Genomic DNA, 12643 nt, shown 5'->3' on the forward strand with positions numbered 1-12643 from the left:
GGCCCCGGGCGCCCGCCATCCCTTCCGCGTGCCCGTGGAGCCGTACGCCTGGGCGCGTCCACCGGGCCCACCCCCTCGGCCCGCCCCGCGCGCCCGCACCCGTCTCCGGGACCCCCTCCCGTCCGCCGCCAGAAGGGCTCCCCCGCATGTCCGCCACCACCTCCGAACCACCGAAGGAGAAGGCCCCGGCCGCCGCGTCCGGTCTTCGCACCGGCACCCTCGGCACCGCCGACATCGCCTTCTTCGTCGTCTCCGCCGCCGCGCCGCTGACCGTCATGGCGGGCGTCGCCCCGCTCGCCATCCTGCTGGGCGGCATCGGCGCCCCGGTCGGCTACCTCCTCGCCGGGCTCACCCTCGCCGTCTTCGCGGTCGGCTTCACCACCATGAGCCGCCACGTCACCCACGGCGGCGCCTTCTACGCCTTCATCACCCGGGGCCTCGGCCGCCCGGTCGGCATCGGCGCCGCGCTGCTCGCGCTGATCGGCTACAACGGCATGGAGATCGGCGTCTACGGCCTGCTGGCCTCCGCCAGCCGCGACACCCTGCACGCGCTGTTCGGCGCCGACGTCCCCTGGCTGCCCGTCTCGCTGGCCGGGCTGCTCCTCATCGGCTACGGCGGGTTCCGCTCGATCGACTTCGGCGCCAAGCTGCTCGGCGTCCTGCTCGTCGCCGAGACCGGGATACTCGTCCTGCTGGCCGGCGGGGTGCTGCTGAAGGGCGGCGCGCACGGGCTGTCCCTGTCCTCCCTCGCCCCCGCCCATGTGTTCGTGCCCGGCACCGCCGCCGTCCTCGCCTTCGCCTTCGCCGCGTTCACCGGTTTCGAGTCGACCGTCATCTACCGCCGCGAGGCCCGCGACCCCGGCCGCACCGTGCCCCGTGCCACCTATCTGGCCGTCGGATTCCTCGGCCTGTTCTACGCGTTCGTCGTGTGGATCGCCGTCCAGGCGTTCGGCGACGACCAGGTGGTACGCGCCGCCGGAAAGGACCCGGCCGGGCTGTTCTTCACCGCGATCACCACCTATGTGGGCGGCTGGGCCGCGGACCTGATGCACGTCTTCATCGTCACCAGCGTCATCGCCTCCCTGCTCGCCTTCCACAACGCCATCAACCGTTACGCCCTCGCGCTGGCCGAGGAGGGCGTGCTGCCGCGCCGGCTCGGCCGGGTCCACCCGCGCCACCGCTCCCCCTACGTCGCGGGCATCGCGCAGACCGTCCTCGGCGCGGTCGTCGTGCTCGCCTTCTGGACCGCGCACGCCGACCCGTACCAGCAACTGCTGCTGTGGGTGAACACCCCCGGCATGATCGGCCTGATGCTGCTCCAGCTGCTGGCCGCGATCGCCGTGCCCTGCTACTTCCGGCGGGTGCGGCACACCGAGGGCACGCTGCGCACGGTGGTCGCGCCGGTCCTGGCCACGGTGCTGCTCGCCACCGCGATCGTCCTGGTGGTCGGCCACATCGACCTGTTCACCGGCGCCTCGCGAACGGTGAACACCCTGCTCGTCCTCGCGGCGCCGGCCGTCTTCCTCCTCGGCCTGCCGCTGGCGTGGTGGCTGCGCCGCAGGCGCCCGGAGGTCTACGCGTCCTTCGCCGCCGAGCCGCCCGAGACCGCCGATCCCCTCCCCCGGCCCGCTTAGGCCGTCCAGTTGTCCGTTCGACCCCCGTCCGCGAAGGAGCTGCCGGCATGCCCGCCGCCGATCTCGTCCTCACCGGTGCCCAGGTCCGCACCCTCGACCCCGCCCGCCCCACCGCCACCGCGGTCGCCGTACACGACGGCGTGATCTCCGCGGTCGGGGAAGCGGCCGACATACGCGACTGGAGCGGCCCCGGCACCGAGGTCGTCGACCTGCGCGGGGCGCATCTGGTGCCCGGTCTGGTCGACTCCCACAGCCACCCGGTGTGGGGGCTGGAGATGGCGACCGGCGCGGATCTGTCGGGCGTGCGCGACCTGGCCGGACTGCGCGCGGCCCTCGCCGGGGCCGAGCGCATCGGGGGCTGGGTGCTCGGGCACGGCCTGGACCACAACGCCTTCGAGGGCCGCCCGATCCACCACGACCTGGTGGCCGGCGTCCTCGGCGACACCCCCGCCCTGCTGCGCCTCTACGACGGCCACTCCGCCCTCGCCAACGCCGCCGCGCTGGCCGCCGCCGGGGTGTCCGGGCCCCGCTCCTTCGAGCAGCGCGCGGAGGTGGTGTGCGACGCCTCCGGGCGGCCCACCGGACACCTGGTCGAGCACGCCGCGATGGACCTGGTGACGGCCGTCGCGCCCAGCCCCTCCCACGCCGAACGCCGGGCGCGGTTGCTGGAGTTGCTGTCCGCCATGGCCGCCACCGGACTCACCGGCGCCCATGTGATGGACGGCGGGGACCTGGAACTGGTGACGGCGGTGGCGCGGGAGACGGTCCTGCCGGTGCGGCTGCGGTTCGCGCCCTGGTGCATGCCGGGCGCGGACGCCGAGGCGCTGAACGAGCTGATCGCGCTCCAGGGGCGGGGCGGGCGGCACTGGCTGGTCGGCGGGGTGAAGTTCTTCATGGACGGCACCGTGGAGGGCGGCACCGCCTGGCTGGACCGTCCCGACTGCCACGGCCGGGGCACGGACGCGTTCTGGCCGGACCCGCACGCCTACGCGAAGGCCGTGCACAGCCTGCACGCGGCCGGGGTCCGCACCGCCACCCACGCCATCGGGGACGCCGCCGTGCGGCACGCCCTGGACACCGTGGCCTCGCTCGGGCCGAGCGGCCGCGGGGCGCACCGGATCGAGCACATCGAGACGGCCCCCGACGAACTCCTGCCCCGTTTCGCCGAGTTGGGGGTGGCGGCGTCCATGCAGCCGCCGCACACCGGATACACCCGCGACGACGGCTCCGACGAGTGGTCGCGCCGGCTCGGCGGCGAACGGGCGGCCCGCGCCTGGCGCTTGCGGGACCTGCGGGAGGCGGGCGCCACGGTCGCGCTCGGCTCGGACTGGCCCATCGCGCACTACGACGTCCGCGCGGTGCTCGCGACCGCCCAGCGCCCCAAGGGCGCCGCCGCGCACCGCGCCGGCCTGACGCCGCTCCAGGCCCTGGAGGGCTGCACCACCCACGCCGCCGCCGCGGCGGGCGAGTCCGCCGTCGCCGGCCGGGTCGCCCCCGGCCACCGCGCCGACCTCACCGCGCTCGGCGTGGACCCGGTGCGCGCGAGCGCGGACGAACTCCTCGACGCGCCCGTGGTGTTGACGGTGACGGGCGGCCATGTGGTGCACCGAGGCGCCGTCTGACGTCAGCGCGGCGTCAGCGCCTTGGGGCACCGTTCTTCCTGTGACCGGCACGGGAAACCGGAACCGGTCACGGGGAGAGGTGCCCGGAGTGGCTTATCGGGGACCACGAGCACGCCTCACGGTCGGGCCCCACGGGGCCCACGCAGGTTCAAATCCTGCCCTCTCCGCGCGACAGCCTCTTCGCGGCGGCCACTTCGCGACGGCCCTTCGGAGGGTCCCGTCACTCGAAGAGGGCGACGAGCCCGTTCACCCAGACGGCCAGGAACGCGAGGGCGGCCAGCAGACAGCCGCCCCCCGCCAGGAAATCGGTGAGGGAGCGTTCGCGGCCGTCCGATTCCGCGCCGGACGGCACCGCGTCCCAGTCGACGGGGCGCCCCACTTCCCGGGAGCAGCGGACGCGGACCGCGGCCAGTCGCTCCCTCGCGAAGTCCGTCCGGGCGAGCGACTCCGGCCCCCGCCAGGCGAGCGCCCGCATCCGGTCCGGAGCCGTCCGGTACCTCGCTTCAAAGGCCGTTGTCTCCACCGCGTCCCGGTCCGGTTCGAGGTACATCCAGCGGCCCGCCTCCGCGGGCTCGCCGTACAGGCGGTACACCTCGGCCAGGCGCCGGCGAGGCGTCGGGTCGTCCGGGTAGGACGACACCAGCCCGCGCAGACGCTGACGCGCGACGGGGATCCGGCCGGCGGCCAGATCCGCGTCGACCCGGGCGAGGGTGTCTCTCAACGGCATGAACACATGATCGAACAGCGGGGTTCCCGCCGTCGAACCGGTTTCGGCGGCACGCCGGCCGCGGGCTCACCAGCGTGTGGAACGCCCGCACCAGGGGGCCATGATGATGCCCATGGACCGGCCGAGTCAGATCATCGAGTGCGAGGGGTTCGTCCTGCGGCGCTGGCGGGCGCAGCGAGATTTCGACCAGGCGTTCACGCTCATCGAGGAGTCCCGGGAGCACTTGAGCCCGTGGATGCCGTGGGTCGCGCGGCACGACGAGCAGAGCACCCGGGACTTCCTGGCGAGGGCCGAGGAGAAGTGGGCCGGCGGCGAGGTCTTCACCTACGCCGTCGTGAAGGACGGCACGCCCGTCGGCATGTGCCAGGCGTACCGCTGGGGCGATCCTTCGGGATGGCGGCTCGGGTACTGGCTGCACCCCGCCGCCGCCGGGCAGGGCATCGCCACCCGGGCGACGGCGGCCCTGGTCGCGGAGATGTTCGCGCTGCCGCACGTGGCCTACCTGGAGATCACCCACGATCTGGCCAACACCGCCAGCGGCGCCGTACCGCGCCGGTTGGGGTTCACCGAGGTCCGGCGCGAACCGGCACCGCCGCCCGCGCCCCCGTCCGGTCGCGGCATCGACGTCGTCTGGCGCCTGGACCGCCCCGCACCGCCCGCGCCCTGAGCCCGCGCTTCCTCCTCACTCGTGCCTCACTCGTGCGGTACGACCGCGACCGGGCACTCGGCGTGCTGGACGACCGCGTGGGCGACGCGCCCGAGACGCTCCCCGAACCTGCTGCCGGTGACGCGGCGGCCCACCACGACGAGTCCGGCCTCGGAGGTGGCCCGCACGAGTTCCTCGCCGGGCCGGCCCGCGATGACGGTCGTGGCGACGGACAGGTCCGGGTACTTCTCGCGCCACGGCCTCAGCAGCGCGATGACCGCGTGCTCGGCGGCGGCCGCTCCCCCGGCCGCGTCTTCCCCGGAGACCGGCTCGTGGACGTGGCACACGCGCAGTTCGGTGGCGCGCCGCCGGGCGGCCTCGAAGGCGAACCCGATCGGTTCGTCGCAGGGGCTGCCGGCGTCCAGGCCCAGCACGACGGCGCGGTACGGGATGGTCGGGATCTCGTCGGGCGCGAGTCCGGGGGCGGCCGGCAGATGCTCGTCGGCGGCGCTGCGGCCCGCCCGCACCAGCACCACCGGGCAGGAGGAGCGTCCCGTGACGCGCAGGGAGACCGAGCCGACGAGGACCCCGGCCGCACGGCTGAGCCCGAGCGAGCCCAGCACCAGCGTGTCCGCCTCCTCGGCCGCCGACAGCAGCGCGGGGACGGGCGAGTCGCCGATCAGCCTGCCCGTCACGGGCAGCGTGGGATGCGCCGCCCGCACGCTGTCCACCGCCTCCCGCAGCACGCGCTCCGCCCAGCCGCGCTCGGTGCTGTCCCGGCCGGCGAGCGGCGCCGGGCGCACGTTCGGCAGCCAGGCGTGGACCACGACCAGTTCCGCGCCCCGGCGCACCGCCTCCTGTGCGGCCCAGTGGGCGGCGGCGACGCTCTGCGGGGACCCGTCGACTCCCGCCGCGATGTGACCAGCCATGATGCGTCCTCCGGATCCGGGCCGAGATGTGCCGCCGCCGTACGCCGGGCGTCCTTCCGTAGCTCAAGCGTGCCCCCTGGAGCGTCCTCCCGCCCGTGGGCCGCGTGGGTCTTCCGGGGGTCGCGTCGGGTCATGCCGGGGGGATCGAGGCCGTCGTACGGGCACGGCGCTCCGGCGTACCGCACGCGGTGGTGGCCACGGCTGGCGGCGGAGCTGCACGGCCGGCGGGGCCGGGACCAAAGGTCCCCTTGACGGGGGCGCCCGGCCCTCGGATCGGGGCGATGCGGGCGGCAGGCTGGGGCACCGGCTCGAACGGCGGGGACGCGCGTGGCCGGGCGGCCGAGCGGGCCGAGGACGGCGGAAGACCGCCGCTCCCCGCCGAAGGGGGCTCGCGCGCCGCAGAAGCGCACCACAGAAGGAGGACGGGCGTGATCCACAGCACGATCGGCGAGGTGATGACCGACGATGTCGTCACCGTGTCGGAGACGACACCGTCCACGGACGTGGCCCGCCTGCTGGACCGGCACGGCATCAGCGGGCTGCCGGTGATCGACCGCGACGACAAGGTGCTCGGCGTGGTCTCGGCCTCCGACCTGGTACGCGAGCGCGCCGCCCGGTGGCCGGACGGCGCGGGCGAGGCACCGGTGCGCGAGGTGATGTCGACGCCCGCCGTCACCGTCCACCCGGAGCAGCGGGTGCCGGACGCGGCCCGGCTGATGGAGCGGCGCGGCGTGGAGCGGCGCGGCGTGGAGCGGCTGCCCGTGGTGGACGAGGAGGACCGGCTGATCGGCATCGTCACCCGCCGGGACCTGCTGCGGGTGTTCCTGCGCGGCGACGACGAGATCCGCCGTCAGGTGTCCGAGGAGATCGTGGCGGGCGAGCTGGGGCTGCCGCCCGAGGCCGTCGGCGTCTTCGTGCGCGACGGTGTGGTGACACTGGCGGGCGACGCGGGACTGCGCGGCGCCATCGCCCGGGCCGGCTTCGCGGCCTGGCGGCTGGACGGGGTCGTCGGGGTCGTCAACCTGGTGCCGCCCGTGCCGCCGGAGGGGGTGGCGCGGCCGGGGTGACACCGCGTGGCGGGGCGCCGCCGACGGACCGCCGCGGCGCTCCCGGACCGGTGCCGCCGAAGGCCCGGAACGCGGCAGCCGGATCGGGGCCCGCGGACCGCCGCGGCGGCCCGGCCGGCCCCGGTGACGCCTCAGCCCGCTTCGATACGGCGTCCCGTGAGCGCCGTGGGCTCGATCCGCACCCACAGATCGCGTTCCCCGCCCGCCCAGGGCTCGCTGTACGCGCGCTCGGCGAGCCGCTCCGCCTCCGCCCGGTCGGTCACCGGCTGGGCGGTGCCGCGCACCAGGACGCTCCAGCCCTGACTCAGCGCGTCGTCCACCCGGTCCACCTCGAAGGCCACCTCACGGCCGAACCCCTCGCTGAGCACGGAGCCCTCGCGGGTGCGGAACACGATCGCGCCGTCCACGACGGTGTAGTTCACGGGCAGGACGACGGGCGCGCCCTCGGTGCTGACGGAGAACCGGCCGACCCCGTGCGTGGACAGCAGTTCCCTGCACTCCCGTTCGCTCAGTTCGTCCAGGCGCGGGTTGCGGGAGGCCTGTCCGAGACCGGCGGGCAGCCCGGCGTATCCGCCGCCGAGTTCCCGGGGGGTGGTGCGCAGCGCCCCGGCCAGCCGCAGCAGGGTGCCGGAGTCGGGCGCGGCGGTGCTGTGCTGCTCCAGATGGGCGACGTAGGCCTCGGCCATGCCGGCGCGGGCGGCGACCTCTTCCCGGGTGAGCCCGAGTTCCGCGCGGCGCCGCCGCAGTCGCCGTCCGAGGTCGCTCCGCGCGGGGCCGTCCTCCGGGTCCGGCGAGCCGTGCCGCGGTGTGGGGCGTTCTGCCATGATCGCTCACTCCTCGCCCTCGGGCCGCCGGGGCCCTGGCTCGTACCACGTCTACCACCGGTGCGGGGCGCCCACCACTTCGCTGCGTCGCGCGCCCTGGGACCGACGGCCCCCGCGGCCGGGCGGTTCGGCGCCCGTGTAGCCTGCTGGGCATGTCGAGTCCCGAGTCGGTTGAGGTGGGGGCTTTCGGTCACGCCGTCAGCCCCTGAACCACCGGCTTCACCACCGTCCGCCGTGCCCGCGTGGGCCACGGCCGGACGAGTGTGCCCTCGGGTGCTGACCGCGGTGACGAGATGACCCTCTCGTGCTTCTCCTCACCCCGGAGCCTTCCTCGATGCCTCTCGCGCTCTATCTGCTCGCCCTGGCCGTCTTCGCCATGGGCACCTCGGAGTTCATGCTCGCCGGTCTGGTGCCGGACATCGCCTCGGACCTCGGCGTCACCGTCGGCACGGCCGGCCTGCTCACCTCGGCGTTCGCGCTGGGCATGGCCGTCGGCGCCCCGCTGATGGCCGCGCTCGCCCGCAACCGGCCCGGACGCTCCAGCCTGCTCGGCTTCGTCCTGCTGTTCGCGGCGGCCCACGCGGTGGGCGCCACCGCCTCCGCCTTCCCGGTGCTGTGCGCGACCCGGGTGGTGGCGGCGCTCGCCAACGCCGGGTTCCTCGCCGTGGCGCTCACGACGGCCGCCACGCTGGTGCCGCCCGACCGCAAGGGCCGGGCGCTCGCCGTGCTGCTGTCGGGTACGACGGTGGCCACGGTCGCCGGTGTTCCGGCGGGGGCGCTGCTGGGCACCCTGCTCGGCTGGCGGGCCACGTTCTGGGCCGTGGCCGTGCTGTGCCTGCCCGCGGCCCTCGGCATCCTCAGGGGAATCCCGGCGCCCGCGGCGGTGGACGGCGCGACCGGTGCGCTGCGGCCGGAGCTGGCGCAGCTGCGCCGTCCGCGGCTGCTGCTGGTCATGCTGCTCGGCGCGCTGGTGAACGCGGCGACCTTCGCGAGCTTCACCTTCCTCGCGCCCGTGGTGACCGGTGTCGCCGGGCTGGGTGAGCTGTGGGTCTCCGTCGCCCTGGTGCTGTTCGGCGCCGGTTCCTTCGTCGGGGTGGGCGTCGCCGGACGCCTGGCCGACCGGCGGCCCGGCCTCGTGCTCGCGGCCGGCGGCCCGCTGCTGCTGGCCGGCTGGCCGGCGCTGGCGCTGCTGGCCCACCGGCCGGTCGCGCTGTTCGCGCTGGTGTTCACGCAGGGCGCGCTGTCCTTCGCGCTGGGCGGCACCCTGATCACCCGGGTCCTCTACGAGGCCGCGCAGGCCCCCACCATGGCCGGTTCCTACGCGACCGCGGCGCTCAACGTGGGCGCCGCCGCGGGTCCCCTCGTCGCCGCGGCCGCCCTCACCGGGACGCTGGGCGACACCGGCCCGCTGTGGGCGAGCGGGGCGCTGGTCGCCGTCGCCCTGGCCGTCGCGGTCCCCGTCCGCGCCGTACGGGCGGCCGGCTGAGGTCAGCGGTGCGTCAGGGCGCGGTCAGCGCCCTGCGGCACCGTTCTTCCCGTGACCGGCACCGGACACCGGAACCGGTCACGGGGAGAGGTGCCCGGAGTGGCTTATCGGGGACCACGAGCACGCCTCACGGTCGGGCCCCTCGGGGCCCACGCAGGTTCAAATCCTGCCCTCTCCGCTGCGCCGAACGGCTGACTACAATGGACGGCGGCATCGCGTGCCGGTCACCGACCGGGTGAGGCATGGAGGTGCCAGGACATGCCCTGGAGGCATTCCTTGCCGGTCGAGTTGAACCACACCATCGTCCATTCCCGCGACAACCGGGAGTCCGCCCGTTTCTTCACGGAGATAGTCGGCCTGGACATCACCTCGGAGTGGGGCCCGTTCATCGCCGTGGCCCTGGGCAACGGCGTCACGCTGGACTTCGCCACCGTCCCCGAGGACACCATCACCCCGCAGCACTACGCGTTCCTGGTCTCCGACGAGGAGTTCGACGCCGCGTACGCCCGCATCACCGAACGCGGCATAGAGCACTACGCCGACCCGCACAAGAAGCACCCCGGCGCCATCAACCGCAACGACGGCGGCAAGGGCGTGTACTTCATGGATCCGGTGGGGCACGCCATGGAACTGCTCACCGTTCCCTACGGCGGGTGGCCCACCGCGTAGGCGTCCCTTCCCCGCGGCCGGCCCGGCCGGCCGCGGGGAAGCCGGGGCGCCGAGCTGTCTGACCGGGGCCGAAGCTCACTCGCCGGGTGCCACGGTGCGCGCGGCGATGCGGGCCGCCTCCCTGATGAGCGCCTCGTCGACCGGCGCGTCCTTCTCGTCCTTGGTCGACAGCACGGCCAGGACGACCGGGGTGCGCCGGGTGGTCCAGGCGACGCCGATGTCGTGGGCGCTCGCGTAGAAGCCGGTGCCGGTCTTGTCGGCGAGGGTCCACCCTTCGGGCAGCCCGGCGCGGAACCGCGCGCCGCTGGTGGTGTTGCCCTTCATCCAGGTGACGAGCCGCTCGCGGTCGGGGGCGGGCAGTGCCCGGCCCAGGGTCAGCCGCTCCAGGCTCGTGGCGATGGCCTCGGGGGTCGTGGTGTCGCGGAGGTCGCCCGGGATCGCCGTGTTGAGCTCCGGCTCCCAGCGGTCCTGGCGGCTCACCCGGTCGCCGAGCGAGCGGAAGAACCCGGTGAGCCCGGCCGGGCCGCCGACCTGCTGCAACAGCAGGTTGCCCGCCGTGTTGTCGCTGTACTGGATGGCCGCCGCGCACAGGTCGGCCACCGTCATCCCGGTCTCCTGGTTCTCCTCGGTGCGCGGCGAGTTGGGCAGGATGTCGTGCGGCGGGTAGTGGATCACCTTGTCCAGCGGGGCGCAGCCGGACCGGTCGCGCAGGACGGCGGCCGCCGCGAACGCCTTGAAGACCGAGCAGTGCGCGAACCGCTCCCCCGCCCGGTGGGCCAGCACCCGACCGGTGCGCACATTGCGCGCGTACACGCCGAGCCGGGCGCCGTAGTCGCGCTCCAGGACGCCCAGTTCGCCCGCTTCACCGCTGGTCGAGGCACCCGCGGCGGCCGCGGCCGTGCCGGTCGACGCCACGACGGCGGCGGATGCGAGCGCGAGGCCCGCTCTGAGCAGGCCACGGCGTGCCGGCGGTCCGGAAGCGGTCATGGTGAAGTCCTCCTGGTTCGTCGCCCTTTGGGCGGTGCGGATCTCCGTGGGCACAGCGAAACAGCAGGGGCACACTCATGTCCAAGAGTGATCTGGGCACCCTCCATGCCTTTTTGATATGACTGCAGGATGGACCTGCTGGCGCACCTGGAGGCCTACGTGGCGACGGCCGACGAGGCGAGCTTCTCCCGCGCCGCCGACCGGCTCGGCATCGCGCAGCCGCTGCTCAGCCGCCGCGTCAAGACGCTGGAGGGGCACTTCGGCGGTCCGCTGTTCGACCGCTCCCGGCGGCAGGTCACGACGACCGAACTGGGCGTCCTGCTCCTCCCCTACGCGCGGGACGTCCTGGACCGCGCCCAGCGGCTGCGGCAGGCCGCCCGCTCGGCCCGGCACTCGCGGGTGCGTGCCGTCGGGGTGCCCGCGGACTGCGCCCCGGCCGCGCTGGCCCGCGCCCTGCGCGCCGCCGGCGAGCACGGGATCACCCTCGGCATGCGTGAACTCCCGCCGCTGGAACGGGAGTCGGGCCTCGCCGACGGCTCGCTCGCGTACGCGCTCGTGCGGACCGCGCCGGAACGCGCGTCCTTCCGGGTGCCGTTGGGCCTGGCGTCCGCGCCGGGCGACGCGGCCCCGGAGGCACCGCGCGCGGTCCACCTGGAGGAACTGCGGCCGCGTCGCCGCCGCCTCGGCGGGCCGCCCGCGCCCGCGCCGCCCCCGATCCTGGTCCTCGCGGAGGACCAGGTGCCCTGCTTCGACGACAGGTTCGCGCGCGCCATCGCGCGCGCCGGGCTGCCGGAGGGGCGGATCCGGCCGGCCGGTCCGCCGTCCGACGCGCTCGCCGGGACCCTGGCCGGGCGCGCCCTGCTGCTGTGCACCGAGCCGTACGCCCGCCGGTACGGCGCCGCCTGGGCGCCGCTGGGCGACCCCGCCCTGCACCGGGGGTACGACGTGAGCGCGCCGCCGGGCCCCCGGGGCGCGCCGGACGTGCCGGGCTGGCTGGCCCGGCTGCTGGCGGCGTCGGTCGGCGCCTCGGGTGCCGTGCGGCCGCCGGCGCGGCCCGGTGCCGCCGATGACCCCTCCGCCCGGCTGGCGGCCCGCGGATGAGCCCGGCGCAGGCGAGCGGAGTGGAGACGTACCGGCCCGGCTGCGTGGGGGACGACGGCGCCCTGCTGGACGTCGCCGAGGAGATCGCGGCGGACTGGGCGGCCCTGGGCGTGCGCGGTTCCTTCCTGGCCCTGAACCTGGACACCGGCGACCGGCTCGGCTTCGACGTCGACGAGCCGGTGCCGCTCGCGTCGGTGGCGAAGGTCCCGCTCGCCCTGGTCGTGCTGGACCGGATCGCGGCCGGGGAACTGGACGCCGCGCACCCGGTCACCCTCGACCCGGCCCGCAGCAGCGTCGGACGCACCGGCTTCGCGGCGTTCCGGCACCCGGTCACCGCCGCCGTCGGCGATCTGCTGCTGATGATGCTGTCGGTGAGCGACAACGCGGCCGCGGACGCGCTGTTCGACCTGGTGCCCGCGGCGGAGGTGGACGCGCGGCTGCGTGCGTGGGGGTGCGACGGCATCCGGATGCGGCACCGGATGAACCACATGTACGAGTGCGCGGCCGGGGCGGCGGGTGACGACTTCTCCCTGGCGCTGGAGCTCGCCGTGCGGGACGAGCGGGCGGGCCGGCCCACCATCGCGACGCTGGATCCGGCACACGCCAACACCGGCTCGGCCGGGGCGCTCGTCGGCCTGTTGCGGCGGGTGTGGTGCGACGAGATCGCCGTACCGGAGGCGACGGCGGAGCTGCGGCGGCTGATGGGGCTCCAGCTCTTCACCCACCGGCTGGCCTGCGAGCTGCGTACGGACACGCTGCGGTGGAGCGGGAAGACCGGCACCTTCCTGCATCTGCGGCACGAGATCGGCGTGGTGGAGGCGGAGTCCGGGGACCGGGTGGCCATGGCCGCGCTGACCCGCGCCGACCGGCGGGCCGCTCTGGCCCCCGACATCGAGCTGGCGCTCGGGGCGGCGGCCCGCTGCGCCTTCGAGGCGCTACGCCGCTGAGCGG

12 protein-coding genes and 2 pseudogenes are annotated in these 12643 nt (G+C 75.4%); 10 read left to right on the forward strand and 4 right to left on the reverse strand.

The genetic code is table 11. The features are described 5' to 3' along the window. Nucleotides 1-146: 146 nt before the first annotated feature. From BLW85_RS03840 to BLW85_RS39200, 3 genes and pseudogenes are all read left to right on the forward strand, one after another. Entirely contained in the window at nt 147-1634 is a 1488-nt protein-coding gene (locus BLW85_RS03840; RefSeq protein ID WP_074990655.1) for an APC family permease, read from the forward strand. A gap of 47 nt (nt 1635-1681) precedes the next feature. After that, the gene (locus BLW85_RS03845; protein WP_074990657.1) at nt 1682-3256 is read left to right on the forward strand and encodes an amidohydrolase; all 1575 of its coding nucleotides are present in this window, start codon (nt 1682-1684) and stop codon (nt 3254-3256) included. 73 nt (nt 3257-3329) lie between these two features. Further along, nucleotides 3330-3423: pseudogene (locus tag BLW85_RS39200) on the forward strand. A 53-nt stretch (nt 3424-3476) separates the two neighbouring features. Here the strand turns inward: BLW85_RS39200 and BLW85_RS03850 are convergent. Then, complete coding sequence (locus BLW85_RS03850) at nt 3477-3983, reverse strand: DUF6584 family protein (protein ID WP_074995961.1); 507 nt, start codon at nt 3981-3983, stop codon at nt 3477-3479. A 112-nt stretch (nt 3984-4095) separates the two neighbouring features. Between BLW85_RS03850 and BLW85_RS03855 the strand changes: the two genes are divergently transcribed. Then, nucleotides 4096-4650, forward strand: coding sequence for a GNAT family N-acetyltransferase (locus BLW85_RS03855; RefSeq protein WP_074995960.1), 555 nt, complete (start codon nt 4096-4098; stop codon nt 4648-4650). Nucleotides 4651-4676: 26 nt separating this feature from the next. Here the strand turns inward: BLW85_RS03855 and BLW85_RS03860 are convergent, their stop codons facing one another. Further along, a complete protein-coding gene (locus tag BLW85_RS03860) occupies nt 4677-5558 on the reverse strand; it encodes a universal stress protein (protein WP_070024917.1) in 882 nt (293 codons plus the stop codon). Between the two features lie 428 nt (nt 5559-5986). Here BLW85_RS03860 and BLW85_RS03865 point away from each other — a divergent pair, with 428 nt between their 5' ends. Next, nucleotides 5987-6625 carry a CBS domain-containing protein gene (locus BLW85_RS03865; protein WP_244174803.1) on the forward strand — a complete coding sequence of 213 codons (639 nt, stop codon included), beginning with the start codon at nt 5987-5989 and terminating at the stop codon, nt 6623-6625. Nucleotides 6626-6756: 131 nt separating this feature from the next. Here the strand turns inward: BLW85_RS03865 and BLW85_RS03870 are convergent, their stop codons facing one another. Then, nucleotides 6757-7449, reverse strand: a complete 693-nt coding sequence (locus BLW85_RS03870; RefSeq protein ID WP_074990660.1) for a helix-turn-helix domain-containing protein — start codon at nt 7447-7449, stop codon at nt 6757-6759. Nucleotides 7450-7783: 334 nt separating this feature from the next. On the opposite strand from BLW85_RS03870, the gene BLW85_RS03875 reads away from it, so the two are divergent. From BLW85_RS03875 to BLW85_RS03880, 3 genes and pseudogenes are all read left to right on the forward strand, one after another. Next, a complete protein-coding gene (locus BLW85_RS03875) occupies nt 7784-8935 on the forward strand; it encodes a Cmx/CmrA family chloramphenicol efflux MFS transporter (RefSeq protein ID WP_074990662.1) in 1152 nt (383 codons plus the stop codon). A gap of 84 nt (nt 8936-9019) precedes the next feature. Continuing rightward, a pseudogene (locus BLW85_RS39205) lies at nt 9020-9113 on the forward strand. A 98-nt stretch (nt 9114-9211) separates the two neighbouring features. Continuing rightward, nucleotides 9212-9604 (forward strand): VOC family protein, encoded by a 393-nt coding sequence (locus BLW85_RS03880; protein ID WP_070024914.1) that lies wholly within the window; start codon nt 9212-9214, stop codon nt 9602-9604. 75 nt (nt 9605-9679) lie between these two features. Here BLW85_RS03880 and bla read toward each other — a convergent pair whose 3' ends face one another. Continuing rightward, entirely contained in the window at nt 9680-10591 is a 912-nt protein-coding gene (gene bla, locus BLW85_RS03885) for a class A beta-lactamase (RefSeq protein WP_074995963.1), read from the reverse strand. 129 nt (nt 10592-10720) lie between these two features. Between bla and BLW85_RS03890 the strand changes: the two genes are divergently transcribed. Beyond that, nucleotides 10721-11692: a LysR family transcriptional regulator gene (locus tag BLW85_RS03890; RefSeq protein WP_074990664.1), complete on the forward strand. Its 972-nt coding sequence runs from the start codon at nt 10721-10723 to the stop codon at nt 11690-11692. After that, on the forward strand, nt 11689-12639 hold the full coding sequence (locus tag BLW85_RS03895) for a serine hydrolase (RefSeq protein ID WP_074990667.1): 951 nt from the start codon (nt 11689-11691) through the stop codon (nt 12637-12639). The genes BLW85_RS03890 and BLW85_RS03895 overlap by 4 nt, the downstream gene beginning before the upstream one ends. The last annotated feature ends 4 nt before the right edge of the window (nt 12640-12643 follow it).

The sequence above is a fragment of the Streptomyces misionensis genome (assembly GCF_900104815.1).
GTDB lineage: Bacteria > Actinomycetota > Actinomycetes > Streptomycetales > Streptomycetaceae > Streptomyces > Streptomyces misionensis.